The 25662-nt window shown below is 39.8% G+C and carries 28 protein-coding genes and 1 tRNA gene; 19 read left to right on the top strand and 10 right to left on the bottom strand.

The annotated features are described in order from the left end of the window. Window positions 1-19 precede the first annotated feature (19 nt). From ACSLUF_RS00965 to rseP, 3 genes are all read right to left on the bottom strand, one after another. Window positions 20-979, bottom strand: coding sequence for a hypothetical protein (locus ACSLUF_RS00965; protein ID WP_435624264.1), 960 nt, complete (start codon window positions 977-979; stop codon window positions 20-22). A 405-nt stretch (window positions 980-1384) separates the two neighbouring features. Beyond that, window positions 1385-1458, bottom strand: a tRNA-Asn gene (locus tag ACSLUF_RS00960). A 64-nt stretch (window positions 1459-1522) separates the two neighbouring features. Beyond that, the gene (gene rseP, locus ACSLUF_RS00955; protein WP_435624263.1) at window positions 1523-2863 is read right to left on the bottom strand and encodes an RIP metalloprotease RseP; all 1341 of its coding nucleotides are present in this window, start codon (window positions 2861-2863) and stop codon (window positions 1523-1525) included. Window positions 2864-3018: 155 nt separating this feature from the next. On the opposite strand from rseP, the gene ACSLUF_RS00950 reads away from it, so the two are divergent. From ACSLUF_RS00950 to ACSLUF_RS00915, 8 genes are all read left to right on the top strand, one after another. Next, on the top strand, window positions 3019-3693 hold the full coding sequence (locus tag ACSLUF_RS00950; protein WP_435624262.1) for an SCO family protein: 675 nt from the start codon (window positions 3019-3021) through the stop codon (window positions 3691-3693). Between the two features lie 92 nt (window positions 3694-3785). Next, entirely contained in the window at window positions 3786-4028 is a 243-nt protein-coding gene (locus ACSLUF_RS00945; RefSeq protein ID WP_435624261.1) for a FeoA family protein, read from the top strand. Beyond that, entirely contained in the window at window positions 4025-6262 is a 2238-nt protein-coding gene (feoB, locus tag ACSLUF_RS00940) for a ferrous iron transport protein B (RefSeq protein WP_435624260.1), read from the top strand. Before ACSLUF_RS00945 ends, feoB begins: the two co-directional genes overlap by 4 nt. 1 nt (window position 6263) lies before the next feature. Further along, window positions 6264-6413, top strand: a complete 150-nt coding sequence (locus ACSLUF_RS00935; protein WP_435624259.1) for a hypothetical protein — start codon at window positions 6264-6266, stop codon at window positions 6411-6413. Window positions 6414-6521: 108 nt separating this feature from the next. After that, complete coding sequence (locus tag ACSLUF_RS00930) at window positions 6522-7049, top strand: RNA polymerase sigma factor (protein ID WP_435624258.1); 528 nt, start codon at window positions 6522-6524, stop codon at window positions 7047-7049. Between the two features lie 2 nt (window positions 7050-7051). Beyond that, window positions 7052-7843 carry a hypothetical protein gene (locus ACSLUF_RS00925; RefSeq protein ID WP_435624257.1) on the top strand — a complete coding sequence of 264 codons (792 nt, stop codon included), beginning with the start codon at window positions 7052-7054 and terminating at the stop codon, window positions 7841-7843. A 19-nt stretch (window positions 7844-7862) separates the two neighbouring features. Beyond that, window positions 7863-8615, top strand: a complete 753-nt coding sequence (locus ACSLUF_RS00920) for a DUF4097 family beta strand repeat-containing protein (protein WP_435624256.1) — start codon at window positions 7863-7865, stop codon at window positions 8613-8615. Window positions 8616-8635: 20 nt separating this feature from the next. Next, a complete protein-coding gene (locus tag ACSLUF_RS00915) occupies window positions 8636-9340 on the top strand; it encodes a hypothetical protein (RefSeq protein ID WP_435624255.1) in 705 nt (234 codons plus the stop codon). Here ACSLUF_RS00915 and ACSLUF_RS00910 read toward each other — a convergent pair. Genes ACSLUF_RS00910 through ACSLUF_RS00895 form a run of 4 tightly spaced genes read right to left on the bottom strand, consistent with a single transcriptional unit; the run spans window position 9335 to window position 12644 of the window. Beyond that, on the bottom strand, window positions 9335-9715 hold the full coding sequence (locus tag ACSLUF_RS00910) for a DUF423 domain-containing protein (protein WP_435624254.1): 381 nt from the start codon (window positions 9713-9715) through the stop codon (window positions 9335-9337). The genes ACSLUF_RS00915 and ACSLUF_RS00910 overlap by 6 nt on opposite strands. A gap of 2 nt (window positions 9716-9717) precedes the next feature. Beyond that, window positions 9718-10125, bottom strand: coding sequence for a DUF2141 domain-containing protein (locus tag ACSLUF_RS00905; protein ID WP_435624253.1), 408 nt, complete (start codon window positions 10123-10125; stop codon window positions 9718-9720). Between the two features lie 49 nt (window positions 10126-10174). Continuing rightward, complete coding sequence (locus ACSLUF_RS00900; protein ID WP_435624252.1) at window positions 10175-10609, bottom strand: hypothetical protein; 435 nt, start codon at window positions 10607-10609, stop codon at window positions 10175-10177. Continuing rightward, window positions 10602-12644 carry a S9 family peptidase gene (locus ACSLUF_RS00895; protein ID WP_435624251.1) on the bottom strand — a complete coding sequence of 681 codons (2043 nt, stop codon included), beginning with the start codon at window positions 12642-12644 and terminating at the stop codon, window positions 10602-10604. The genes ACSLUF_RS00900 and ACSLUF_RS00895 overlap by 8 nt, the downstream gene beginning before the upstream one ends. Window positions 12645-12748: 104 nt before the next feature. Between ACSLUF_RS00895 and ACSLUF_RS00890 the strand changes: the two genes are divergently transcribed. The 9 genes from ACSLUF_RS00890 (at window position 12749) to ACSLUF_RS00850 (ending at window position 20626) form a co-directional block, all read left to right on the top strand. After that, on the top strand, window positions 12749-13300 hold the full coding sequence (locus tag ACSLUF_RS00890; protein ID WP_435624250.1) for a hypothetical protein: 552 nt from the start codon (window positions 12749-12751) through the stop codon (window positions 13298-13300). Between the two features lie 123 nt (window positions 13301-13423). Beyond that, window positions 13424-14812, top strand: a complete 1389-nt coding sequence (locus tag ACSLUF_RS00885; protein ID WP_435624249.1) for a glycoside hydrolase family 113 — start codon at window positions 13424-13426, stop codon at window positions 14810-14812. 92 nt (window positions 14813-14904) lie between these two features. Beyond that, on the top strand, window positions 14905-15618 hold the full coding sequence (locus tag ACSLUF_RS00880) for a DUF6090 family protein (RefSeq protein WP_435624248.1): 714 nt from the start codon (window positions 14905-14907) through the stop codon (window positions 15616-15618). After that, window positions 15611-16381: a hypothetical protein gene (locus tag ACSLUF_RS00875; protein ID WP_435624247.1), complete on the top strand. Its 771-nt coding sequence runs from the start codon at window positions 15611-15613 to the stop codon at window positions 16379-16381. Before ACSLUF_RS00880 ends, ACSLUF_RS00875 begins: the two co-directional genes overlap by 8 nt. Next, window positions 16374-17396, top strand: coding sequence for a DUF6090 family protein (locus tag ACSLUF_RS00870; RefSeq protein ID WP_435624246.1), 1023 nt, complete (start codon window positions 16374-16376; stop codon window positions 17394-17396). The genes ACSLUF_RS00875 and ACSLUF_RS00870 overlap by 8 nt, the downstream gene beginning before the upstream one ends. Continuing rightward, window positions 17393-18151 carry a DUF6090 family protein gene (locus ACSLUF_RS00865; protein ID WP_435624245.1) on the top strand — a complete coding sequence of 253 codons (759 nt, stop codon included), beginning with the start codon at window positions 17393-17395 and terminating at the stop codon, window positions 18149-18151. Before ACSLUF_RS00870 ends, ACSLUF_RS00865 begins: the two co-directional genes overlap by 4 nt. Beyond that, entirely contained in the window at window positions 18079-18912 is an 834-nt protein-coding gene (locus ACSLUF_RS00860; RefSeq protein WP_435624244.1) for an SDR family NAD(P)-dependent oxidoreductase, read from the top strand. The genes ACSLUF_RS00865 and ACSLUF_RS00860 overlap by 73 nt, the downstream gene beginning before the upstream one ends. 11 nt (window positions 18913-18923) lie before the next feature. Next, the gene (locus ACSLUF_RS00855) at window positions 18924-20114 is read left to right on the top strand and encodes a flavin monoamine oxidase family protein (RefSeq protein WP_435624243.1); all 1191 of its coding nucleotides are present in this window, start codon (window positions 18924-18926) and stop codon (window positions 20112-20114) included. A 35-nt stretch (window positions 20115-20149) separates the two neighbouring features. Continuing rightward, entirely contained in the window at window positions 20150-20626 is a 477-nt protein-coding gene (locus ACSLUF_RS00850) for a hypothetical protein (RefSeq protein WP_435624242.1), read from the top strand. Here the strand turns inward: ACSLUF_RS00850 and ACSLUF_RS00845 are convergent. The 3 genes from ACSLUF_RS00845 to ACSLUF_RS00835 are packed head-to-tail and all read right to left on the bottom strand — an operon-like array spanning window position 20623 to window position 22629. Further along, window positions 20623-21129, bottom strand: coding sequence for a DUF4440 domain-containing protein (locus ACSLUF_RS00845; protein WP_435624241.1), 507 nt, complete (start codon window positions 21127-21129; stop codon window positions 20623-20625). The genes ACSLUF_RS00850 and ACSLUF_RS00845 overlap by 4 nt on opposite strands. A 22-nt stretch (window positions 21130-21151) precedes the next feature. Continuing rightward, the gene (locus ACSLUF_RS00840) at window positions 21152-21973 is read right to left on the bottom strand and encodes a ZIP family metal transporter (RefSeq protein WP_435624240.1); all 822 of its coding nucleotides are present in this window, start codon (window positions 21971-21973) and stop codon (window positions 21152-21154) included. After that, a complete protein-coding gene (locus tag ACSLUF_RS00835) occupies window positions 21973-22629 on the bottom strand; it encodes a metal-dependent transcriptional regulator (protein ID WP_435624239.1) in 657 nt (218 codons plus the stop codon). The genes ACSLUF_RS00840 and ACSLUF_RS00835 overlap by 1 nt, the downstream gene beginning before the upstream one ends. A gap of 148 nt (window positions 22630-22777) precedes the next feature. Between ACSLUF_RS00835 and ACSLUF_RS00830 the strand changes: the two genes are divergently transcribed. Continuing rightward, on the top strand, window positions 22778-25129 hold the full coding sequence (locus ACSLUF_RS00830; RefSeq protein ID WP_435624238.1) for a TonB-dependent receptor: 2352 nt from the start codon (window positions 22778-22780) through the stop codon (window positions 25127-25129). A gap of 34 nt (window positions 25130-25163) precedes the next feature. Continuing rightward, on the top strand, window positions 25164-25655 hold the full coding sequence (locus tag ACSLUF_RS00825) for a thioredoxin family protein (protein WP_435624237.1): 492 nt from the start codon (window positions 25164-25166) through the stop codon (window positions 25653-25655). The last annotated feature ends 7 nt before the right edge of the window (window positions 25656-25662 follow it).

Below are 25662 nucleotides of genomic sequence, written 5' to 3'. Positions count from 1 at the left end.
TTTTCTAGTTAATTGTGAATTATTTGGAAGCCTCCATTATGCGGCTGTTCTTCGGCATTACTTTTTGGAATCCTGCTTCCATGTAATAGGCCAATTTTGTTCTTCCCGTAGGCACTTCTTTCGGTAAAAAGCCTAAATATTTCATGGTTTTGAAGACACTTCCCTTTTGAAGATCATTATGTGGAAATCCAGGTTCAGTGCAACCCAAACAAGGATGATTGGTGCGTGTTTTACTGGATTGTCTGTTCCACAATATATTATTACAGCTTGCTCTAGTCATTGGGCCTCTACAACCTACCTCATAGAAGAGACATCCACCACGTCTACCAAATCCACCATCAACCTTTTGAGCAAAGTTGGTCACGTTGGTACAACCATCCTGAACGAAGTTGGTGAAGAAGGTTTTTGGACGGTGATATTCATCAATGAGAACATCCCCAATTCTTCCCACAGCTATAGCCACTAGAATTTGTGTAATCCAATCTGGGTGTGCAGGGCATCCGGGAATATTGATTACAGGTAGTCCACCTTTGGAAACATAATCCGCTCCCAAGAAACCGCCCTTAGCTTTTTTATGGAATTGCAATCCTGTAGATTCACTTGGATTGGGTGGAACAGCCGGGATTCCTCCCCATGTAGCACAATCACCAATTGCGACTACGTAGCCGGCCACTTCGGAAAGTTCTTTAATCCAATCCATCATGGGTCGGTCTGCAAAATAGTTCATAGTTCCCGTACCATTAGGTCCTTGAATCAAAGAGCCTTCGTACACCAGAATATCCATTTGGACTTTCCCATCTAGAATATCCTTTAATAAGTCTTGCACTTGATCTCCAATTTGAAGACCTGTCGTAGGATGCCAAAGAATATTCAGTCCAAAATCGGTAATTAATTCCACTACCGTTGGTTCCTCGGCATTAAGAAAAGACATAGTGTTGCCGCTACATGCTCCTCCTTGTAACCATAAAACGTTTGCCATAATTTATTAGTTAATATGTTTGGCGACCTTCAGGAATCCTTAAACAAAATTGAAGTTTGTTTAATATTTTTTGAATTTCCGTTACACAGAATGCCAAAAATTGTTAATTTATTAGTAATATGGCAAAAATTGATAATAAATCAAAGTGTATTGATTTATTTAGAATTAATCCATTTTGGAGGATTTTGATAGTCCAGTAACTGAGCTTCGAAGCCTAAAGTTTGGACAGAACTAACCTTACTGGAGAAGTATTTACATAAAAAAAAGCCTTCCAATTTCTTGAAAGGCTTTAACGTTGTTGCTCCCCCTCTTGGGCTTCCTTCGACTTCGCTCAGGATAAACTTCTCGCAACAAAAGGACAAAAACAAAAAGAACCACACTTTCGCGCAGTTCTTTTCTTTTTTGCTCCCCCTCTTGGGCTCGAACCAAGGACCCTCTGATTAACAGTCAGATGCTCTAACCAACTGAGCTAAGGAGGAATAATTTTCATTAAGCGGGTGCAAATATAGCAGTTTCTTTAAAAGACTACAAGCAAAAATCTTGCTAAATAAATCTTTTGATGATATTCCAGATATCATTCCCAAAAATGACGGCCATTAGACCCATCAAGACCACAAAACCAACAATTTGTCCCCGTTCCAAGACTTTTTGACTTGGGGGCCGTCCACTAATCATTTCGTATAGTAGGAACATAACATGACCTCCATCCAAAGCGGGAATGGGTAATAGGTTCACGAAAGCCAACCAAACCGAAAACATAGCCAAGAAACCCCAAAAGAAGCCCCAGTTCCAAGTGGTGGGCATCAGTTCTACAATGCCAATAGGTCCTTTGACTTGTTTATATCCTTGAATTATGGGATTAAAAATCAATTTGAACTGCTTTACCTGTCGTACCAAAATGTCAATGGTCTCTACAAACCCACGCGGAATAGCAGATAAAAAGCTGTATTCTTTCGTAATTACCAGTTCTTGTTCTGCCAGAGGGCGATCGGGAATAATTCCTACAGGTAGGCTGTCTGGAAGGGGAACAGATACATTTAACTGCATAGCTCTCCCATCCCTTTCAATGTCCATTAATAAGGTTTTACCCCTATTGTTGGATATATGTGTTGTGACCTCATCCCAAAACTCCAGTTTTTCCTCATTAATTTTAATCAAGCGATCCCCCACTTCAATGCCTGAAGCTTGTGCGTTGGAGCTATCAGCTACATAGCCAATCACTAAGGAGGTATATCTTGGACGAATAAACTGTCTGCCTCTGCTCTCTAAGGCTGCCTTCTTTCCTTCATCACTTAGGGCTATCAATTTTTCCTCGCCATTTCTTAAAACCTTGATTTCATCACCCAACAAAATGTCTGTCGAAAGATATCTATCCAACTTCTCTACTGGTTTTCCATCAACCTCCAAAATCCTGTCTCCTGTGCGCAATCCAATTTTTTCACTAACAGGGTCGACATGCAAGCCATGCTCAATTTTGTTTACCGGAATATACGTTTCCCCATCATTGAAGAACATAAACGTATAAATCACCCACGCCAAAAGGAAGTTGACGGTTACCCCGCCCAACATAATAATGAGTCTTTGCCAAGCTGGTTTGCTTCGGAATTCCCAAGGCTTAGGTTCTTCCTTCATCTGCTCGGTATCCATGCTCTCATCAATCATACCGGCAATCTTCACATACCCTCCTAGAGGAAGCCACCCGATTCCATATACCGTCTCGCCTATTTTCTTTTTGAAAAGCGAAAACTTGACATCAAAAAACAGGTAGAACTTTTCAACCTTTGTCTTGAAATATTTTGCGGGCAGAAAATGCCCAAGCTCGTGCAAAATCACCAAAATGGAGATGATTACAACGAACATCACTATCTGTATAAAGAGACCCATTAAATCCTAATTCTATCAATCAGCCCACAAAAGTACACTTTTAACACTTTTCTAAAAAAGATCATTAAAGTCAAGGATTGTATTTAAGAAAGTTTTAGCACCAAAACCATGCGATTGTTTTGAGGAATTCCTAAGTCGAACGTAATTTTGCAGCCGTGGGTGCTTTTTTTGCTAAATATAAGTTCTTCGGAATAGTACTTTTAGGACTATCTGCTGTAATCGTTTATTTATTCTACGATGCACTTCAACCCGCAAAAAAACTTCCGGTCTATCAACCCTCAATGGTAAGCCAAGAATTGGTAGATAGCACCCTGCATTACAAAAAAAAGTATCACACCATTGCCGATTTTGAGTTAACCAACCAAAATGGGACATCCATTACCCAAGAGGACTACGCGGATAAAATCTATGTGGCCGATTTTTTCTTTACTACCTGCCCCACGATTTGCCCTATAATGACCAAAAACATGGCCCAAATCCAGGGTTCCATTCTTGATGATTCAGATGTCATGTTACTCTCGCATTCCGTTACCCCAGACATAGACTCTGTAGCCCAGCTCAAAAAATACGCTTTGGAAAAGGGAGTTGTGGACAGTAAATGGAATCTGGTTACTGGTGACAAAAAACAGATTTATGAGCTTGCCAGAAAATCATATTTGGCGGTAAAAACAGATGGGGATGGAGGGCCTTACGATATGATACACACGGAAAATTTCATATTGGTTGACAAAGAGCGCAGAATTCGGGGGTTTTATGATGGAACCAATCCTGAAGAAATCCAAAAGCTTTTGGATGACTTGGAAATTTTAAAGGCCAGCTACACCGATTGATTGAACCATTAGGGTTTTCTATTATTTTTAACCACCCCTTCTTTCCTTTTTCTTTACTTTTGCCTAACTTAAAATGAATCTAAATAAGCTTAGTGGTTACTGTTGCTGATTTACTACCCGGACAAATTGGTGTCATCACTGATTTCGATGACGCATTACTTCCTATCAAACTATTGGAATTGGGCTGCCTTCCTGGAAATGCAGTTGAATTGGTCCAAGTTGCACCACTAAAGGATCCTGTCTACATCAATTTAAGCGGAACCCATATCGCCATTAGGCGCGTTTTGGCCAATCAAATCCCGGTGGAAATTGTAGATAACAACTCTTCCCTATGAGCAAAAACATCAATGTTGCCTTAATTGGTAATCCCAATACAGGTAAGACCTCCATTTTCAATCAGCTCACTGGTCTTAAACAGAAAGTAGGGAACTATCCAGGTATCACCGTTGAAAAGAAACAAGGGGTTTGTAAGTTGCCCAGAGGAGTCAAAGCGCACATTTTAGACCTACCGGGAACCTATAGTCTAAATACCACCTCATTGGATGAGAGTGTTGTGGTTGAGGTTCTTCTTAACAAAAATGACAAAGATTATCCAGATGTAGCTGTCGTTATCACCGATGTGGAAAATCTGAAACGGAACCTCCTGTTATTTACCCAAATAAAAGATCTTCGAATCCCCACCATTTTGGTAATCAACATGGCCGACCGCATGTCCAGGAAAGGAATTTCTCTGGATATCGAAGCCATGGAACAAAAACTGGATACCAAAATTGCATTGGTTAGTACAAGAAAGGGAAGTGGTATAGACTACATCAAAGAGTTAATCGCCAACTACAAAAGCTTGTCTTCCAAACCCAGCGTAGACACTTCAAGAATATCCCCAAAATATTTTGAAAGGTTGAAGCAAGCATTTCCCAATGAGGACGTATATAAACTTTGGTTGGTTATCACCCAAGATGTGAATTTCATGGCCATAGAAAAGAAGCGCATACAAGACGCCACTTCATTTTCTACCAAATCCAAAGCTGAGTTAAAGAAACTCCAACATCGGGAAACGGTTCTTCGCTACCAGTTTATCAACTCCATCTTAAAAGATACCTATAAGGTAGATTTACAGGCAGCTACTGGTTTTAGGGCCAATTTGGATAAAATATTAACCCATAAGATTTTTGGCTATGTCATCTTTTTCCTCATTTTACTCCTGATTTTCCAGGCTATTTTTGAATGGAGCACATACCCCAGTGATTTTATCGACGAACAATTTGCCGCAGTAAGCGATTGGATAAAAAGCACACTCCCTTCTGGTATTTTGACCAATCTCTTGGCAGAAGGGGTCATTGCAGGTATTGGAGGTATTGCCGTTTTTATTCCCCAAATTGCTTTTTTGTTCTTGTTTATCTCGCTTTTAGAAGAAAGTGGCTATATGAGCCGCGTAGTGTTCTTGATGGACAGATTAATGCGCCCATTTGGATTGAGTGGGAAAAGTGTGGTTCCTTTAATTTCCGGAACTGCTTGTGCCATTCCGGCTGTAATGGCCACACGAACCATTGAAAGTTGGAAAGAACGGCTTATTACTATATTGGTCACGCCCTTTACCACCTGTTCTGCCAGACTACCGGTCTACCTTATCCTAATTGCCTTGGTAATTCCGGAAGGCAGTTTATTGGGATTAAGCTACCAAGCGCTGACTTTAATGCTCCTATATCTTTTGGGCTTTGGGATGGCTATATTTTCGGCCATGGTACTCAACAAGATTCTTAAAATAAAAAGCCGTACCCTCTTTATTGCCGAAATGCCAACCTATCGTTTACCGCTATTGAAAAACGTAGGATACACCGTATTGGAAAAAACCAAAAGTTTTGTGGTAGGTGCTGGTAAAATCATTTTGGCCATCGCAATCGTTCTTTGGTTTTTAGGTTCTAACGGTTTTTCCGATGATTTTAAGAATGCGGAGACCATCGTTTCTGAGCGAATCGAGACACAAGGACTTTCTCCCTACAGTAAAAACTATATCAAAAACAATATAGATTTTTACCTAAAGAGCACTCCCATCAGTATAACGGGAGGCCAAAATGCAGTAAGTATGCGAGCCATTCAGGATTCTGTACAGGTAATGACCCGTATTCTTACTCAAAGTGCAATGCAACAGGAGGTAGCTAGTTATCGTCTTGAACATTCCTATATTGGCTATGCTGGAAAGGCTATTGAACCTTTGGTAAAACCTTTGGGGTATGATTGGAAAATTGGAATTGCCGTTTTGACTTCGTTTGCGGCTCGCGAGGTATTTGTGGGCACATTGGCAACCATTTATAGTGTGGGTAGTGATCAAGAGGATACCATTAAAAATAGAATGGCAGCGGAATTGGATGAATCTGGGAAAAAACCATTGTTTAATCTAGCATCTGGTATCTCGCTCATGCTTTTTTATGCTTTTGCCATGCAATGTATGAGTACCCTTGCCGTGGTTAAAAAAGAGACCAACTCTTGGAAGTGGCCCCTACTTCAACTCTTGTTTATGAGCACTTTTGCGTACCTTGTAGCTTTAACGGCTTTCCAACTATTAAAATAATATGGAGTTGCTTCAAAACATATTGGCCTATTTGATTCTTGCCCTAGCTGTGGGGTATTTGGTTTGGAAGTTTATACTGCCCAAATCGTTGGTGCGTTCAAAAAACGTCGCCTCAAAATCCTGTGGACAGGATGACTGTGGGTGTCATTAGCACTCTTTCTTTCTCGATTTTAGAAATTTTTTCTACTTTTTTAGTTCCTCCTGTAACCTTTTCTTTTTTTCTGACTATACAGAATAGAAGACTAACAAAAACCAACTTTTGGAAACCTTGACAGACGAAATTATAATGCAAAAAGTAGCCCAGGGAAATCTGGATTTATTAAAACTACTTTTTGATAGACATCACAAACACGTCTATAATTTTTTGTACAAAATGTCTGGCGACCGAATGTTGAGTGAAGATCTTACACAGGATGTTTTTTATAAAGTGATAAAGTATCGTGGCACCTACAAAAACGGTTCATTTGTTTCCTGGTTATTCACCATAGCCAGAAACAGCCTTAAAACACACTTCACCCGAAATCAGCACAATCATGATGATATCGAAGTATTGGAGTATAGGTCTGTGGAGTCCGAAAATATCACTACTGAAGAAGATTATTCGCATTTACAAAATGTGTTGAACCAATTGGACCCTTTGGATAGGGAGTTGATAATCCTGAACCGATTCAGGGAAATCAAATATGAGGAGCTCGCAGAAATTGTGGGAAGTACCCCAGGGGCGGTTAAGACCCGAGTCTGCAGAGTTTTGAAAAAAGTAAAACAAATGTATTTGGAAACCATATAGTCATGAAGAAAGACCGTATCGATGAGTTGTTGCCCGAGTATCTGGACAACACCATCTCCGAAAAAGATAGAAAAGAATTGGAAGCCTATTTGGCCCAATCCGAAGACGCAAGAAAAGAGTTGGAAGAAATGAAAGCCCTTTTTGATGCCTTCGAGCAGGAGGAAGTATCCGTCCCTTCAAACAGCCTTCGAATGCACTTTGAAGAAGCTTTGCAAGCTGAGAAAAGTAAGCATCATAAGGTGATTGCTTTGGACACCAAACACAAAAAATCGTCTTGGGCATCCAATGTGCTGAAGATTGCAGCCAGTGTTGCCCTGCTAGTGACCTCATTCCAAATTGGAAGTGTTTTTCAGCAAAATAAAGTGGACAATAGTATCGCTTCATTGGAAGATGAAAGACTACAAATGAAGCAAACGGTAATGCTTTCCTTAATGGAAAACCAATCCGCTAGCAAGCGCATTCAAGGCGTAAATTATATTGAAGAAATTCCCAATCCCGATGATGCAGTGGTGGATGCCTTGGCCAAACGCATGTTGAACGATGAAAATGACAATGTAAGATTAACTGCGTTTGAAGCACTTTCACGATTCTCTTCCTCTGAAAAAGTAAAAGAAGTATTTATTGAGGCCTTGGGAAAAGAAAAGAATCCGAGTATACAAATAGTGATTATTCAGGTGTTGGTTCAAATGCAGGAGAAAAAAGCCATTGGACCGATGCAGCGCCTGCTGGAGCAGGAAGACACCCAGCCTTTTATCAAAGAACAGATTAAAACAGGTTTACCAAAAATTATATAAATATCAAAAAACGAAAATCATGAAAAATTCTATTATTCTTTTAGCAGCATGCTTAATGGTCAGTTTGGGCCAAGCACAAGACGGTTACACGAAGTCCCTTAGCGGAGTGGAGTGGGTAAAAATCGAATCCAAAGCGGACATCATTGTTAGGACCCATTCAAAAAACGAGCTTTTAATAAAAGCCAATCGCAATTCAGAAGTTTCTGAAAGAGCCAAAGGACTACGACTAGTGGGTGAAGGTGGTGAAGACAACACAGATATTGGTTTTTACGTAGTACAGGACGGTAATACCCTATTGGTAAAAAACCTCAGAAAAAATGAAAGTGCGCGAATCTTTTTGCCAAAAGACCAAAATGTTTCCGTAAAAAGCACCTGGAATGGTGACATTGATGTGGACGGTTTTTCCGGGGAAGTGGAAGCCAACGCCCGCTTGAATGGTAGTGTGGACATCCGAAATGTAAATGGTCCGGTAACTGCAAATGCGCTGAACGGAGATATTGATGTTTTCTTTAACACCATTAAACAGGATTCTCCTATTTCCATCTATACCACAAACGGAGCTGTGGATGTTTCCATGCCATCCAACACTCCGGCACAAGTTTCCTTGAGTTCCACCAACGGTGAAATCTATAGCAACTTCGATTTGAAACGTGAGGAAAAGGAAGGGTTGAAATCGTATTCTAGGAGAAGTGTAAAAGCTTCCATAAACAATGGAGGGGTTAGCATTTCGCTGAAGTCAACCAATGGAAATATCTACTTGAGAAAAAAATAACAATCAAAAAACGAACAGTCATGAAATCAAAAATCCTCTTTTTCGCTTTGTGCCTAATCGCCTTGACGGCTAAGGGACAGAAAATCATTGAAAAGAACATCAACTATTCTGGACAAACTATTAGCCTGGAAGTAAAGTTTGCTTCGCAAATAGAAGTTAAAACTTGGGATAAATCAACCATTTATTTCAAGGCTGATATTCAAACTGATGAAGGCAAATATCTCGATTTGTATTCCTTGGACGTGAACGAAAGCAACAGCTATATAGCCATTACTTCTGAAGCTAAACCTGTTTTTAAGGCCTTCCATAAGGAAAGGGAAAAGAGTGGCAGAAAGCACTATTACTATACGGATGATATGTATGAGTTCAATTACGTGCTCTACGTTCCCAAAAATGCCACCTTTATGGTGAATAGTATAAACGGAAGTTTAAAAGCAGAAGTCATAGAGGGGGATTTCACTGCCGATTTAATCAATGGCGATATTGATATCAAAAAATACCAGGGAGACCTGGATTTAAAAACCATCAATGGAGAAATTGATTTATCGGTGGGCAAATCGAATTTATTGGCAGAAACCATTCATGGACAGATTTATGCCGATGAAAAAATGGATTTGCAAGTCACTGACCGACATGTAGGGCAAAAAGTAATGGCTAACACCGCGAATGCCACCAATACCCTTCGGCTCAATACCATTAATGGTAATATGTATTTAAGGTTATAATACTTGAAGTAGAAGCAGCACCCAGCCCATAACCAACAAAAGTCCTCCAAGTGGAGTTATTGGGCCCAATATTTTTAGTTTTCTTCCAGCAGATGCACTGATAACCAATCCATAAATGCTGAATGAAAACAGGAAAGTGCCCAAAATAAAGCAAAGTGCCATATAGTTTTGTAGCGTCCCCGAAAAGTCCAGAAAAAAACCAAGAGACACTAAAAGAATAGCATGGTACATCTGATATTTGACCCCAGTTTCAAAACTTTGTAGCTGTTCTGGGGTCAATTTCTTTTTTAGCGCATGTGCACCAAAAGCTCCAAAGACAACTGCCAATAATCCATAAAGCGCTCCAAAAAGTTGAACCAATTCACTGGAACCCATACTTAAAAATAGATGCTGATTTTTTCATCTGACTTAACTGTAAAGGCACAATCTTCGTACTTGGGTGGACCAAAAGTTCGCATTTTTGCTTTTGAAAAGGCCACTTTTTCCTTTGGAATTCCTAACCAATTCGTGTCCAAAGCATCATTCCCATTTTTATCATGGAAAAGGGCAATGGCGTACTCTCCTTCGGGTACATCTTCAATTATCAGGGTAGTCATCCCTTCTTGAGCTGAGGTACTCCCACTTTTGACCACCTTTTCAAACTTTAAAAAAGAGGCAGCGGAATCGTAAATAGCCAAACTTACTTTTCCCTCAGAAGAAGGAACATTGTAAACTGTGACCGAAAGTGTGTGTTGGGAAAAAACGAAAACAGGAAGCAACAGAACAAAGAAAAAAAGGGTTCTCATAAATGGTTTTGAATTACATGTAAGATAGGAAACACATACGATGCCAAAGTTACTTCTGGGCTTCAAATTTAAGCACAAGTTTTTCATTTAAATTTTCATACACTTTTTGGGTAAGCAAACTATCGCTAAAGTTTAGAAATATTTTGAGCGAGTCATGATGCACCAAGCGTATCTTATGCTGCCTTAAATCATCCACAAAAACATATACCTTGGATTGGGTAAGGGAGTCTTGAAAAACTCCTTTTTCCCTTGCCCTCCAAGAAAACCCATGTGACCGCTCCATTTCTGGAATTCGTTCCACCATGGATATACTATCAATTTCAGAAATAGCAACTTTTTGACGATAAATTCCGGAGGTGATACTCAACTCACCGGATTCAATGGAGTGCCAATTTTTATAGTGCAACACAAAAGCGAAGGCGCAAAAAACAAGGGTAAGAACAATCAACAAGTTCCATAACCAATGTCTTTTCTTTTTACTCATTTTCCTTATCGGTTCTATATTTATCAAACCAAGCCACAGTATTTGCAATCTTGGTAATCAAATTACTGGGCCTGCTCGCTATCCCATGGCTTGCTCCAGGAATTTCCACCAAAACGGTTTCAATTTTTCGAAGTTTTAGGGCATGGTACAATTGTTTGGCCTCACTGGGAGGGGTTCGCAAATCATTCATACCCACCATCACCATGGTCGGTGTCTCTATATTACCAACGAGGGATATGGGCGAAAATTTCCAATACCCTTCAAAATTTTCCCAAGGCTGACCTGGATATCTGGTATTCGCATATCCGAAGTAATTATCCGCAACCAAGGTTTTACTAATCCAATTCATCACGGGTTTGGCTACAACAGCTGCTTCAAAGCGATTGTTTTTTCCTATCATCCAAGCACTCATGATTCCACCTGCACTTCCGCCGGTCACAAACAATTGGTCCTCATGTGCAATGCCCATTTTTATGCAATGGTCCACTCCATCCATTACATCATCGTAATCCTGGCCAGGATAGTTGTTCAGCAATAAGTTTCCAAACTCCTCACCATAACTAGTACTTCCTCTAGGGTTTGGATAAAAAACCACATAGCCAGCAGAAGCATACAATTGCATCTCAGCGGAAAACCTATCGCCGTAGTTCAAAATGGGACCTCCATGGTTTTCCACCATAAAAGGATATTTTTTGTTTTTATCGTAATTCGGAGGATACACTACCCAACCTTGAATATCACGCCCATCAAAGGATGATTTGTACCACACTTCTTCCACTTTGCCCAGATTCCTATAACCAAGCAGAGGTTGATTCAAAGCGGTGATTTTTCTAGCAGTTTTATTCTTGGCGGTTACAATTCCCAACTCTGCAGGATAGTTAGGCCTGGATTGGGTAAAGGCAATCGTTCCATTTTTTGAAACTGTAAAGGACCCTCCACCATAGGGTCTGCCCAAAGAAGTTCCTCCCACATTGTCCGCCAATTTGGACACTTTTCCGTCCAAGGAAATATATCCTACTTTACCATTGCCTTTATCATCATAGGAAACATAAAGTCCCCCACTTTTGGAATCCCATTGCATATTTGAAATGGTTCGGTCCAAGTTTCCGGAAATCATCCGTTTTCCAGAACCATCTACATTCATAATGTGCAACTTTCGTGTTTGAAACGCTTCAAACTTGTCTCCATATCCAAGATAAGCGATGTACTTTCCATTGGGAGATACTTTCGGATTATAGTCCGGACCATCTCTTTCAGTCAATGCCGCAATTTCCCCATTTTCTACAGTAACCGCATAAATCTCGCTATTGCGAAAGCGATATTCCCAATCTGGAACTCGATTGGCTGAAAAGTAAATTTTAGCGCCATCATTACTCCAAGAAAGTGCTCCCCTATGATGGTAATCCCCAGAAGTCAACTGTCTTGCCGCTCCCCCTTCGGCAGAGATTACAAAAATGTGGTTGAATCCTGGTTTGATATATCCTCTGCCATCAGCTTCATGGTACACCCTATCCGTAATTCTAGGCGCATCGGCCCATTTAGCTCCTTTTGGTTTTTTCGGAATCTTTGCACTTATCGGAGATGCTTTTGGTACATTCATGGAAAAAGCCAAGGATTTTCCATCTGATGACCAGGTCAACGAACTTGGACTAAAAGGAAGTTGGGTCAGTTTGGCTACTTTACCGCTGCCTACCCAATACATATAAATTTCTGAACCATTATCCGTACTGCTGGAAAAAGCGATTCTATCCCCGTTTGGCGACCATCTGGCACTGCTTTCATTCACTTCTCGAGCGGTTACTTTTTGATGCTGACTGCCATCGGATTTAATCATCCAAAGATTTCCGACAGAACGATCCTTCATGATATCAAATCCCATTCGTCGGTAGACCACCCACTGACCATCAGGAGAAATCTGTGGGTCGGATACATATTGGAGATCAAAGACATCCATATATGAAAAATTGGGTTTTTGCGCCTTAGCCGTTTGAATGGAAATTGCCAATAAAAAACAAATGAGAATACACCGTATCATACATACAAATTTGATTCCTAAAGGTAGAGCTTCGGGGTCATTTCACAAAACAAGTTTATCTCCACATTATCCGTTATATTTAAGATTCAAAACCAAACTTTTTTATGGGATTCAAGAAAATCAGTACGGACAGGTTATTGGGTATTTCGGCCATGGTGATTAGTATCCTTACCCTAATCATTTTCATTTACCAAACAGATATTATGCGGGTCCAAAGCAAGCTTTCTGTAAAGCCCAGATTGGACTTCACCACAAATCAAGGTGGGAATGATTCTTTGGTAGTTTTTCAGGAAGTTTTGGAAAACAAAGGTTTGGGGCCAGCAATAATAGATTCCATTTATTATGTCTACAAGGGTAAACATTTTACTATCGATACGGAAATCTTCTTTCAAAAAGAGTTACCGAAATTATTGGAATATGGGTACTTGTCACAGCACTCATCACTGGGAAAAGGAACAGCCCTTAGCCCGAACGAAGAACGTTCACTTTTTACTTACAAGTTACCTTTTTCCAAAGTGGAAAGTGCATATAAATACTTAGGCATTGAGTCCATAGATGATGTCCCTTTCTTTATTGAGGTGAAGTACACCTCCATTTATGAAGAAGAGCAATGGCAGGTTAATAGCAATGAGAGTGTCCCTAAAAAGTTGGAATGATGATTCAGTTTTCAAGGGATATTAGATCTATTTTGCCTTGGATTAAAATCAAATGAAAACCTAAACCCTAAAACAATAAGGTTTTAACCGTTACAAAAACGGTCCTATTGCGTCCTATTCAATGTGAACATTAAAAAGACTCTTCGCCATACACTTCTCCTATACCTGAGTTCATGGATATTGGCTTATGGTATTCTTTTGCTTAGAATATATGACAATGACCGAAGCTTTAGCGAATCAAATGAGCTTATTCTTACCCAAGTTTTTCCCAATGGAACCTATTTAACCATTCATCATACGTTCTTCCTGTTTCTATTTCTCTTCTTCATTTGTATCCGATATTTTGTTAGAGTCTACAAAAAGAAGGGCTCTATGGTTTTTTACAAGCGTTTTGGCCTTCGTTTTCTGCTTCCCATCTGTTTGATTTTCTTCAGTTTTAAGGCGCTAGTCTATATCAATTCCCATGAAGAGGTCAATTATAGTTGGGATTCCAATGCCATGAACAATACTGGAAAAGTAAATCGATTCTTTGAAATTGACGGGAAACAGCGCGGCATGAGCGTTTTTGGATGGCGTGGGGATAAAAGTGAGGCCATTAATGATTTAATTAAGGCCAACGTGGAATGGGTTGCAGTCATTCCTTTTTTGTATCAGGAAAATGAACGCACCAAAGTCATGGAAGTCCCGGATAAGGACGATGGATATGGTCAACGCGATTCCGTGTTCATTGCCAACATCCGAAAAATGCGAAAAAAAGGACTATACATTCACCTAAAACCCCATCTTTGGATGAGTGATGGATGGCGTTCCAACGTAAGCTTCGAATCCGATAAGGAATGGGAAGCATGGTTTCAGTCGTACCGAATCAACATGCTACATTATGCGCGAATGGCAGAGCAAACTGGAGCTGAACTTTTTTGCGTAGGTACCGAATTGCGTACTTCCATTAAAAGGCAACCCGACGCCTGGTGTAAACTCATTTCAGAAATTAAGGAAATCTATTCCGGTAAATTAACTTATGCGGCCAATTGGTACGACGAGTATGAACATATTACTTTTTGGGACGAATTGGATTTTATCGGCATTCAAGCCTACTTTCCATTAACCCAGACCAAAAATCCAAGTTTGGAGACCATCAAAAAAGGTTGGCAACCTCATATCCAATCTTTGGAATCCTTCTTTCAACGGTATAAAAAACCCATTTTGTTTACTGAAGTCGGGTATAAAAGTGAAGCTTCGGCCACGGTAAAACCTTGGGAATGGGGTAATGCTTTAAGCATACTGCATCGAAAAAAATCAGACCAAACCCAATTCTTGGCCTATGAGGCCATGTTTCAAGAAATATGGCATAAAGAATGGTTTGCTGGCACCCATGTTTGGGAATGGGATACAAGAAGTACCCAAGAGGGAGCAAAAACCAATTTAAATTTCTCGCCTCGTTACAAACCCGCCGAAAATGTCATTGCCAAATGGTATGGTCAAGAAGTGAATTTTGATGAAACCCAAGATTGAAGTTTGCCTTAACATATTGGATGCAACTTATTTTGAATCTTTTATCATTCATTGTCATATCTTTAAAACATAGATAACCATCCGCTAAACCCATGCTGACTTTTTTCCGCCGTATCCGCGAAAAACTACTTTCCGAGAATAACTTTTCCAAATATCTCGTATATGCTGTTGGCGAAATTGTTTTAGTGGTAATTGGTATTTTGATAGCTCTTCAAATCAATAACTGGAACAACGAAAGTAACGAACGCAAAAAAGAAGCGATTATTCTGAAACAAATTCATAGGGATTTTAAAAGCAATAAAAAACAACTGGATAGCATTGTTATTATCAACCAAAAAAAACGAAATGCCCTTACTGTGTTTGTTAATGAGCTAATAGAAAATCCGGATTCCAGTGCCATCGACACACTTCTCAAATATGCAAATGAGATCTATACAATAAAGACCTTTAATCCTTCAAATGGAGCTGTCGAAGCCCTAATCAGTTCATCCTCTTTTGAATTAATTCAAAATGATTCTTTACGTAATTTATTGGTTTCTTGGCAGGATGTTTACAAGGATTATGCTGAGGAGGAACAGCTCGAACGTAATTACCAAATTCATTATTTCACTCCCTACCTAAGAAAGAATCTAAACTTTCTCAAACCCTATTCCAAACAGAATTTAGAGGCAATCAAAACGGTAGAATTTCAAAATACATTTATCGACAAACGCCTGTTATCAGGATTTGTGATAGATGCCATTGAAGAAGAAAGAATCAACTATTACATAAAAGAAATAATAAGGCTATCCGGCACAAATGATTAAGTTCTTTCGAAAAATCCGTCAAAAACTACTCTCTGAGAACAAGTTCTCTCAATACCTTGTTTATGCTGTTGGTGAAATAATTCTTGTGGTCATTGGTATTCTGATAGCAATTAAAATTAATGCTTACAATACCCAGCAAGATGATATAGCTACCATCAAAAGTCAACTTGAAAACGTGGCCCTTGAACTTGAAAGCAACATTGCATTGCTTGAGGAGACTATAAAAAAAAGCGAAGGAATTATTAATTCAAGCAAGGCACTGGCCACAATCATTTCGTTACAAGAAGAAGTATCTTCTCAGCGGCTATCAGAAATTATAGGTGAATCATTTGCCCCTGTACTCAACTATCAACCCAGCACTGTCCTACTAAATGAAATGATCTTGTCTGGCTCGCTAGTGAATCTAAAAAACAAACCGCTCAAAGCGATGCTACTGGAGTTTCAGTCCAAGCAAGCGAGTTTAAAAAACCAAGAATTACTCCATGCTGAAGATCAACAAGCATGTACTGAAGAGTTTCTTGAACATGGTGATTTCAAAGCCGTAATAGATGATGTAGAGGAATCAAAAATTTACTACGGTTTACCTGACTCAGTAAACAGAGTAGGCAATCAAGCACTTCTAACTTCTAAAGTATATGAGAATAAAGTACTTCTTTTTTTAGCTTCAGCTATTGGGCTTGAAAACAGTGAGTATGAACCATTCCTAGCATACATGCAAAATATGTTGGATACTATTGAAAATGAATTAAAGACCTATGATTAAATTCTTCAGAAGAATCCGCCAAAAACTAATTACGGAGAAGAAATTCTCGCAATATCTCCTATATGCCATTGGTGAAATTGTCTTGGTGGTAATCGGTATTTTGATAGCTCTTCAAATCAATAATTGGAATGATAACCGAAAAAACCGGTTGAAAATAGGTCAAATTCTAAAAAAAGCTCGGGAAGAATTGGCATTAAACATTGCTAACTCGAATGATGTAACTGTTTTTTATAAAAACAAGGAAAAAAATCTGGGAAGGGTTTTGCGCCAAGAAGTCACTATGGAAGATTACCAAGAACCTGGGTTGGCGTATTTAATTTGGAATAATACTACGGTTGAGCTATCCGATGACTCAGCCAAAGAACTTGACAGTTTTACTGAACTTTTAAGTGAAGAAGAGGATTCCCTTGTTTTACGAATTAATGAACTGTATAAGGAATTCAAACCCACTTTGGATATTATTGATAAAGAGATAGGAGATGCAGTTGTGGATTTTGATTTAAGATTGAAACGAACCACAAATTGGTATTTCCTAAGCAATAATTTCCAAGACTTGCCCGATAAAGCATACGATTACTTTTTGAATGACACCCTTTATCTAAATGATGTGGCATACTATGAATCTATTGGACTAAGAGATCACCTGAGATACAACACAAACTTTAATGGTAGGGCAAAGGATCTCTACAAGGATTTATCAGATTATTTAAAAATGACTGTTGATACCTCGGTTATTAAACCCAGCAAGCGTTTTGAACACTTTCTGGGTACATATGTCCCCGAAAACCAGAAAAAAAAGGATACCATACGAATCGGTAAAGAAGGTAACAAACTGGTTTTTAAGTGGATTAATGAAAACGAAACTATGACCCAATCCCTATATCCAGAAAATAGAGATGAATTTGTAATAAATACTTGGTTTGCGAGATTGGTTCGAAATGAAAATAATAGAATTACTGGCTTTAAATTAACCTCAGGTAGCAGACCAGAAGAAGTCTATAAAAAGATCAAATGATAAAATTCTTCCGAAAAATTCGCCAAAAGCTAATTTCGGAGAAGAAATTCTCCCAATATCTTCTTTATGCCGTCGGAGAAATAATTCTGGTAGTTATTGGTATTTTGATTGCCTTGCAAATCAACGACTACAGTGAACAAAAAAAAGAGCGTAAAAAAGAACAGGTTCTCTTATCCAATCTTTCCAAAGATGTAGCACTGGATATCCAACAAATTGAAAACAATACCATGCTATCCAGGGAACGACTCAAAAGACTGGATAGCCTTATCCAACTACTCAAAAGTCCTGAAAATCTTGATGAGGACCGCTTTGTCAGACAATCGTACGAGTTTGTTTTTGACCAATATTTCAAAAGTAATAGCGGTATTTTCGATGAGGCAGTGTCCTCAGGAAAAATGAGTTTCGTACAAAATGAATCCCTAAGGCAAGATATTTTCAACTATTACCGAAATGCAAAGGAAACCTATACCGATGGCACAACCCGACAAATTACGGATGAATTCATTACCCCCTTGTTGGTAGAGCATGTGTACTTAAACCAGCAGGGTTTGAAAATGCTTGGATTGGATTTGGAAGACACTGCTGGGCTAAAAAATTTAGATGCGAAAGCACTTTCCCAAAATCGGGAGTATTGGAAAATGGTCTTACTCAAATTCGGAGGTAACCAAGAGCAGATTATTCGATGGAGAGCGATAAAGGAAAGGGCGGAAGAGTTGAAGCAGCGATTGGAGGAAGAACTGAAAAAACAAAAATAAGGATGCAGTTTATTGGAAAAAAAGTTTTGATAACCGGAGGATCTAGAGGAATAGGTAAAGCTACTGCCATCGCCTTTGCCGAACGGGGAGCCCAGGTGGGTATTAATTTCAGAAGCAATATGGAAGAGGCTAAAAAAACCCTGGCGGAATTGCCTGGAAAAGGACATAAAACCTTTAAAAAGGATATCTCCCAAAAAGAGAATTGCGAGGGGTTGGTTAAAGACTTTGTCAATGCTTTTGGCCGTATTGATGTGCTAGTCAATAATGCGGGCATCTCAATTTTTCACGAAATTGACTCCGTTGATTTTGACCATTGGACCAACGCTTGGGAAGAGACCTTTAAAACCAATCTTTTTGCTGCGGCCAACATGATTTATTGGGCAGCCCAAGCCATGATGACGTCAGGAGGTGGACGTATTTTGAGTGTATCTTCTCGAGGTTCGTTTCGAGGGGAGCCCACCAAACCAGCGTATGGTGCTAGTAAGGCGGCAATGAATGCGATGACCCAATCGTTGGCCAAAAAGTTAGCTCCAAAAAAAATCTATCTCGGTGTTGTCGCTCCCGGTTTCACTGAAACTGAAATGGCCGCAGTAACCTTGACCCCTGCAGAGCGAGAAAATCTATTGCGAGAATCCCCATTTCAACGGATGGCGCAACCGGAAGAGGTGGCACATGCTGTCTTGTTTTTGGCATCGGAAGGCGCGGAATATACCTCAGGGACGATTATAGACGTGAATGGAGCCAGTTATTTACGAAGCTAAATTTGTACAAAATGATGACACGGGTTGAGTTTGTCAAAATGTGCGGTTTACTTGGTGTATCCCTCCCATTTCAAACGGTTATAAAATCATGCAGTAACAGCTCAGAAGACCCTATTGTAAAAGGAAGTTTTGAGGGTACGGTATTAATTGTTGGAGCAGGTGCCGCTGGAATGGCTGCCGGATATCTTTTGCAGCAACTTGGTATTGACTATCAAATTTTAGAAGCCGATACCTCGTATGGTGGGCGCTTTAGAACCAACAATACCTTTACCGACTTTCCTATTCCCCTAGGAGCTGAATGGTTGCATGTTTCTGAATCCGTATTTTCTGAAATTGTAAATGACAGCTCAGTACAAATTCCCAAAATCACCCAAGGATATCAGGCGACAGATACGTATGGCGTTTTCAGAAATGGCAGGTTGAATGTAGTTGAATTAGGTTCAGACAATAGCTTTATTGACCAAAAATTCATTCGTTCCTCATGGTTTGATTTTTATGACGAATACATCGTACCCAGTATTAGAGACAGAATGCAGTTTAATACCCAAATTACTTCGATCAATTATTCTGGCGATACAGTCGTTGCCTCAGATTTAAATGGAAATGCATATCAAGCTAATAAATTAGCCCTTACTGTTCCTTTGAGGTTGCTCCAGTTAGGTCAAATTGATATAAATCCGCCATTACCCAACAATAAACAAAGGGCTATTACAGATGCCAATATCTGGAGTGGTATTAAGGTCTTTTTGAAGTTTTCCGAAAAGTTCTATCCTACTTTTTTGGAGTTTGAGGACAGTGAGACTAGTGAGGGACAACGCATGTACGATGATGTTGCTTATGCGCAAAATTCGGCAGACCATGTTTTAGGACTTTTTGCTGTAGGGAAACAGGCAGAAGTCTATCAAAGCTTCAATGAAGATGCCTTAAAAACTTATATTTTAAATGAATTGGATGAAATCTTCGATGGTAAGGCTACCGAAAGCTTCCAAGACATATTGGTTCAAAACTGGAATGAGCAGCCCTTTGCCAGAGGCGCTTATTTGACCGACAGAGCGTCGATTTCCATTTCTAGAATTATGTCTGAATCTGTTAATGACAAACTCTATTTTGCTGGCACATCCTATACCCAGGCGAATGATTGGAGTTCAGTACATACCGCGGCACAATCGGCAAGGGATGCCGTTCGAGAGTTGATTCTATAAGCCCATTCCATTATGGCTTTGTATCTTAGAACTCTATGAAAACAGCTACAATCGCCCAACTAAAAAAAGAGCTTCAATTTAGGTCGGAAGACGAACTGCTTCAACTGTGTTTGCGATTGGCTCGTTTTAAAAAAGAGAATAAAGAACTGCTAACCTATTTGCTCTTCGAAGCAGATCATGAGGCAGGATATATTGAATCGGTTAAAGCCGAAGTGGATGAACAGTTTTCCATCATCAATACCAACAGTTATTTCTATATCAAAAAAAGTGTTCGCAAGATTTTGAGAACGCTTAAAAAGTTCATCCGTTATTCAGGGAATAAGGAGACTGAAATAGAATTATTATTGTATTTCTGCCAAAAGCTAAAGGATTTCCAACCTTCCATCCAGCGGAATATTACCTTGATGAACCTTTACGAAAGACAATTGAATTATATCGAAAAGAAAATCAAGGCCCTTCATGAAGACCTGCAATATGATTTTGGCTTGTTACTGGATGAATTAAAAAATTAGAACTTCAGTGGTTCTTTCTTGGCAAAATCCTCGGCACCAATCGTTTTCCCATTAATAGTGGTAGTATCCCAATCCTGCGTAATCTTCCACTCCCCATTCTGTTTTTTGATTACGATATGGAACTGGCCATAGCTGTAATTCGTCTCTCTTGCTTTATTCGTAAAACCAATACGATAAAAGCCCACTTCGTAGGAAGCAGCACCATTGGTATGGCGGCTGTCAAACCAAAAATCCAAAGCAATGGAAATCCCATCCGTTTTGTTTTGTTCAAAACGTTTCAAATTTGCTGCTTTGAAGGAATTTTGGGTATCAATACCTTGGGGAGTTACCCGTAAAACCTCATCAGCGTATGTGGCATTTAAAGCCTCACCATCCAAAGCTTCAAAAGCCTGTTGAAACGGTTTCCAAACGGTTTCATCAATTTCTTTTTGAAAATCAGCTACGGTCTGAGAATGCAGTTGAACTCCCAAAAGTAGAAGCAGAATGTATAGTAATTTCTTCATATCCTAAAGATAGGTATTATCATTATCCCAATCCCACATCCAACATCATCATAATAATAAAACCGCCTATAAACCCAAGAGTGGCAATATCGGTATATTTATCCCTTTGGGTTTCAGGAATAACCTCTTCCACCACTACGAAAATCATGGCTCCCGCTGCAAACGAAAGTGCATACGGCAAAAGTGGTTCAAAAGTAAGTACGGCCCAAGCTCCTATAACCCCTGCAATGGGTTCCACAATAGCAGAGGCTTGACCATAGACCCAACTCTTCCATCTGCTCAGTCCGTGCCTGCGCAAAGGCATGGCTACAGCAAAACCTTCAGGGAAATTCTGCAAACCAATCCCTAAAGCCAAAGCCACGGCCCCGCCTATACTGGCCCCTTCAAAACCAGCAGCCACTCCACCAAAAAGCACTCCAACCGCCAAACCTTCAGGAATGTTGTGCAGAGTTATAGCTAGGGTAAGCAATGTGGTTCTTCTCCAAGGGGTTTTTACTCCTTCAGCCTCCTCTTCACGAAAGTTGATATGCAAGTGAGGTAGAATCTTATCCAACCCAAAAATAAAGGCCGCACCCAACAAGAAACCTATTGCTGCAGGAATCACCTTTACGAAACCTTCTCCTTGACTCATCTCAATTCCTGGGGCCAACAAACTCCAAAAACTTGCTGCCACCATAACTCCTCCTGTAAACCCTAGCATGCCATCTAGCACAGCCCGGTTCGCCTTTTTAAAGAAAAAAACCAATCCAGCTCCAAGCGCGGTCAATCCCCAGGTAAAAAGCGTGGCGTACAAGGCAGCCAAGATAGGATTGATACTTTCAAAATAGTTGATTATTTGTTCCATCAATTTTGTTTTTTTACATACAGATTAGATGCAATCTGATGTGATATGTTCAGTTCTTTATCATTGACAAGAATAGTAAGAGATTGGTCAAATTCCTCAATATCCAATACTTGAATGGTATTGCCTAAAGCAATCTGGTTTTTATCGAGAAACTTTAAAAAATTGGGTGAGGTGTCCTTAACTCCAACACAAACTCCCAAACTTTGTTTAGGTATCTCGCTCAAAAGCTGTTTGTCTCGCTCTAAAAACTCACCATCTTTGCTGGGAATGGGGTCTCCATGGGGGTCGTATTTGGGATGGCCCAGCAAAGCATCTATTTGGTCAATTAGCTTTTCACTTTTTATATGCTCCAACTGCTCGGCAACTTCATGAACTTCATCCCAAGTAAAATCCAATTTTTCAACCAAGAACACTTCCCAAAGACGATGTTTTCGAACAATGGCCAGCGCCATTTTTCTTCCTCTTGGTGTCAGTGACACCCCTTTATAACGTACATAATCCAAAAAACCCTTTTCAGCCAATTTTTTGGCCATATCCGTAACCGATGAAGGCTTGGTATCCATCTCTTCCGCAATGGCATTGGTAGAAATCAAGTTGGATTGATCATCACCTAAATGAAAAATGGTCTTAAGATAATTCTCCTCTGCCCTAGTCATTTAAAAAGGTTTGTGTAAAAATACATTTTTATTTGTCAAAACCAATTTTTAGATTTGTCTAAATTTTTTTGCTAAACAATTTCATTTTATTATTGCGACTTGGTTGCATTTATATACATTTGTTTGGTCTGATTCTAAATAAAAATCCTTGAAACTTATTTTCCTATTTCTTGCTACGCTTTCCTTTTCAATTTTGTCCGCTCAAAACGTGACCGTTTCCGGAACCATTACATCAGATGGAGAGCCGGTGCCCTTCGCAAGTGTATTTGTCAAAGGCAAAAACCTTGGTACCACCTCAGATGTCGATGGCAGCTATCAACTTGAAATTCCTACCGGTGAAATTACTTTGGCGGTCCAATCACAAGGGTATCGTTCTCAAAACAAACAACTAACTATTTCCCAAGGCTCTACTTTGACCATTGACTTCTCTTTGATTGAAGATCTTTTAGGATTGGATGAGGTTGTAATAAGTGCCACTCGAAATCGTGTAGAACGTAGAAGCGCTCCTGTGGTTGTTTCCTCTTTAAAACCAAGGTTGCTAACAGCCACCCAATCGATTACCGTAGCTGAAGGCCTTAATTTTGCTCCTGGCGTTCGCGTAGAGACCAACTGTCAAAACTGTGGTTTCACTCAAGTAAGATTGAACGGTTTAGATGGCGCTTATACCCAAATACTCTTAAATAGTCGGCCTATTTTTACTTCTTTGCTTGGTGTATATGGACTGGAACAAATCCCAACTAATATTATTGAACGTGTTGAAGTGGTTCGTAGCGGGGGTTCCGCGCTCTATGGTTCAAATGCCATTGCGGGCACTGTAAATATTATCACCAAAGACCCTATTTTGAACACTTGGGAGATTGGAAGCAATCTTGCCATTATTGACGGCGATGCTCTGGACCGAATCGTCAATTTTAACAGTTCCATTGTGGCCGATGACCTGAATAGTGGTGTCACCCTTTTCGGTACCTATCGAAATCGCCAGGCGTATGATGCCAACGATGATGGATTTACCGAACTGGTTGAACTGCGCAATACCACGGTTGGGGCCAAGGCTTTTGTTAGACCAACCGATAGAAGTCGCATTTCTGTGAACTTAAACGCCATTCGTGAGTATCGAAGAGGCGGAGACCGTTTGGAATTGGCCCCCCAATTCACCGATATTACGGAAGAGTTGGACCATGATACCTTTATTGGAGGCGCAGACTATGAAATCAGCAGTAAGGATGGTACACAACAAACGCAAGTTTATACGTCGGCCTCCTATACCAATCGAGATAGTTTTTACGGAGGACTGGGTGGTGGAAGAACCAGACAAGACAGTCTATTGGCTAACAACGCCTTTGGAACAACCAAAGATTTGGCATGGGTCAACGGTCTGCAAATAACCAAAACGTTCAAAAACAACGATGTGCTCACCGCAGGAGCGGAGTTTAACTATAGCACCACAGAAGATCAAATTCCAGGATATAATCGACTGGTTGACCAAAACGTAAACACTTTGGGGGGGTATGCCCAATACGAATGGAAGCCTACTGATGCTTTTTCCGCTTTACTGGGTGCCCGGTTGGACAATGTTAATGTTGTAGGAGATTATTCTGTGGGAGGTATTGAAAGGGGCTTGGACCTAAATCAAACCGCCCTCTCCCCTAGGATAACCCTATCTTATAAACTTACGGAGGAGTTACGTCTTCGAGGAGGGTATGCTAGAGGTTTTAGGGCCCCACAAACCTTTAACGAAGACCTACATATTTCAAGTGTAGGTGGAGAACCGCAGTTCGTAATCCTTTCCGAAGATTTGGATACCGAGTTTTCAAACGCATTTACCGGTTCTTTGAACTATTCCAAGACCAAAAATCTATTGCAACTAGATTTCCTATTGGAAGGATTCTATACGGTTCTGGAAGACCCTTTCACACTGGTGAGTACCGGTGCTGTTTTAGAAAATGGTTCCATTTTGGAGGAAGTAAGAAACGGTGAAGGAGCCAGCGTTTTTGGTACTAACTTTGAGTTAGGGTTATCTCCAAATCCAAAATGGCGTTTTCAGTTGGGAGGTACTTTGCAACAGACTGAATGGGACGAACCCCAACTATTGTTTGAAAGCGACGGTACTCCGGGAGAAACCGATATTGCTGTAGATGAATTTGTTCGGGTGCCCAATTTTTATGGCTATTTAAATACCACTTGGATTCCAAGTGAAAAATTTAATGTAGATGTTACAGGAACATATACCGGCAATATGACCGTTCCCCGAGTGATTAGTGATAATGGGTTTTTGGAATTAAATGATTCAGGTTCATTTTTTGACATGAACATTAAGTTGGAAACCCATTTTGATTTCAGTGACTCATTTATGGTCACAGTTTCGGGTGGGGTCACCAATATTTTTAACAGCTACCAAGATGATTTTGATATAGGTCCAGGACGTGATTCTGATTATATTTATGGCCCCGATGCACCACGTGCTTTCTTTTTTGGCCTAAAATTTGGGAAGCTTCATTAATAAATGACATATGTTTGAAAATGATTCATCGCATATGAAAAAAAACCTTCTTCTTTTTGGTACACTGCTTTCTTTGGTGATGCTTTTATTGCCTACGGAAGCATTATCGCAAGAAGATAAAATTCAATGGCTAAGCTTTAAACAATTGGAAGATTCTTTAGCTATAAAACCGAAGAAAGTCTTTATTGATTTTTATGCGGATTGGTGTGCTTATTGCAAAAAAATGGATAAGGCAGCATTCAAGGACAAGGAAGTCATTTCTCTACTCAATTCAGAATATTATGCTGTAAAAATGAATACGGAAACCACAGAAACCATAGTTTTTGGTGGTGACTCTTATAGCAACAAGGAAGTAGGGCAAAAAAGAAATCCCACCCATGAAATCCCTTTGCTTTTGGCTTCAAGGGAAAATCGTCCCTTTTCCCTTCCCGCGATGGTGATTCTCAATGAAAAATTTGAAATAACTGCTCGTTATTTTGAATATCTATCCCCCAAAAAACTAAATGGAATCCTAGCTAGCAAATAGGATTAGA

Origin of the sequence: Flagellimonas sp., from assembly GCF_965601775.1 — a bacterium.
Lineage (GTDB): Bacteria > Bacteroidota > Bacteroidia > Flavobacteriales > Flavobacteriaceae > Flagellimonas.
This window is presented reverse-complemented; position numbering and strand designations above follow the sequence as displayed.

What these genes read in the sequence shown, in the direction of transcription:
- ACSLUF_RS00965 (WP_435624264.1), bottom strand. Translation starts at nt 979, where the DNA reads ATGGCAAACGTTTTATGGTTACAAGGAGGAGCATGTAGCGGCAACACT.
- rseP (WP_435624263.1), bottom strand. Translation starts at nt 2,863, where the DNA reads ATGGGTCTCTTTATACAGATAGTGATGTTCGTTGTAATCATCTCCATT.
- feoB (WP_435624260.1), top strand. Translation starts at nt 4,025, where the DNA reads ATGAGCAAAAACATCAATGTTGCCTTAATTGGTAATCCCAATACAGGT.
- ACSLUF_RS00935 (WP_435624259.1), top strand. Translation starts at nt 6,264, where the DNA reads ATGGAGTTGCTTCAAAACATATTGGCCTATTTGATTCTTGCCCTAGCT.
- ACSLUF_RS00925 (WP_435624257.1), top strand. Translation starts at nt 7,052, where the DNA reads ATGAAGAAAGACCGTATCGATGAGTTGTTGCCCGAGTATCTGGACAAC.
- ACSLUF_RS00920 (WP_435624256.1), top strand. Translation starts at nt 7,863, where the DNA reads ATGAAAAATTCTATTATTCTTTTAGCAGCATGCTTAATGGTCAGTTTG.
- ACSLUF_RS00915 (WP_435624255.1), top strand. Translation starts at nt 8,636, where the DNA reads ATGAAATCAAAAATCCTCTTTTTCGCTTTGTGCCTAATCGCCTTGACG.
- ACSLUF_RS00910 (WP_435624254.1), bottom strand. Translation starts at nt 9,715, where the DNA reads ATGGGTTCCAGTGAATTGGTTCAACTTTTTGGAGCGCTTTATGGATTA.
- ACSLUF_RS00905 (WP_435624253.1), bottom strand. Translation starts at nt 10,125, where the DNA reads ATGAGAACCCTTTTTTTCTTTGTTCTGTTGCTTCCTGTTTTCGTTTTT.
- ACSLUF_RS00900 (WP_435624252.1), bottom strand. Translation starts at nt 10,609, where the DNA reads ATGAGTAAAAAGAAAAGACATTGGTTATGGAACTTGTTGATTGTTCTT.
- ACSLUF_RS00895 (WP_435624251.1), bottom strand. Translation starts at nt 12,644, where the DNA reads ATGATACGGTGTATTCTCATTTGTTTTTTATTGGCAATTTCCATTCAA.
- ACSLUF_RS00890 (WP_435624250.1), top strand. Translation starts at nt 12,749, where the DNA reads ATGGGATTCAAGAAAATCAGTACGGACAGGTTATTGGGTATTTCGGCC.
- ACSLUF_RS00880 (WP_435624248.1), top strand. Translation starts at nt 14,905, where the DNA reads ATGCTGACTTTTTTCCGCCGTATCCGCGAAAAACTACTTTCCGAGAAT.
- ACSLUF_RS00875 (WP_435624247.1), top strand. Translation starts at nt 15,611, where the DNA reads ATGATTAAGTTCTTTCGAAAAATCCGTCAAAAACTACTCTCTGAGAAC.
- ACSLUF_RS00870 (WP_435624246.1), top strand. Translation starts at nt 16,374, where the DNA reads ATGATTAAATTCTTCAGAAGAATCCGCCAAAAACTAATTACGGAGAAG.
- ACSLUF_RS00865 (WP_435624245.1), top strand. Translation starts at nt 17,393, where the DNA reads ATGATAAAATTCTTCCGAAAAATTCGCCAAAAGCTAATTTCGGAGAAG.
- ACSLUF_RS00860 (WP_435624244.1), top strand. Translation starts at nt 18,079, where the DNA reads ATGGAGAGCGATAAAGGAAAGGGCGGAAGAGTTGAAGCAGCGATTGGA.
- ACSLUF_RS00855 (WP_435624243.1), top strand. Translation starts at nt 18,924, where the DNA reads ATGATGACACGGGTTGAGTTTGTCAAAATGTGCGGTTTACTTGGTGTA.
- ACSLUF_RS00850 (WP_435624242.1), top strand. Translation starts at nt 20,150, where the DNA reads ATGAAAACAGCTACAATCGCCCAACTAAAAAAAGAGCTTCAATTTAGG.
- ACSLUF_RS00845 (WP_435624241.1), bottom strand. Translation starts at nt 21,129, where the DNA reads ATGAAGAAATTACTATACATTCTGCTTCTACTTTTGGGAGTTCAACTG.
- ACSLUF_RS00840 (WP_435624240.1), bottom strand. Translation starts at nt 21,973, where the DNA reads ATGGAACAAATAATCAACTATTTTGAAAGTATCAATCCTATCTTGGCT.
- ACSLUF_RS00835 (WP_435624239.1), bottom strand. Translation starts at nt 22,629, where the DNA reads ATGACTAGGGCAGAGGAGAATTATCTTAAGACCATTTTTCATTTAGGT.
- ACSLUF_RS00825 (WP_435624237.1), top strand. Translation starts at nt 25,164, where the DNA reads ATGAAAAAAAACCTTCTTCTTTTTGGTACACTGCTTTCTTTGGTGATG.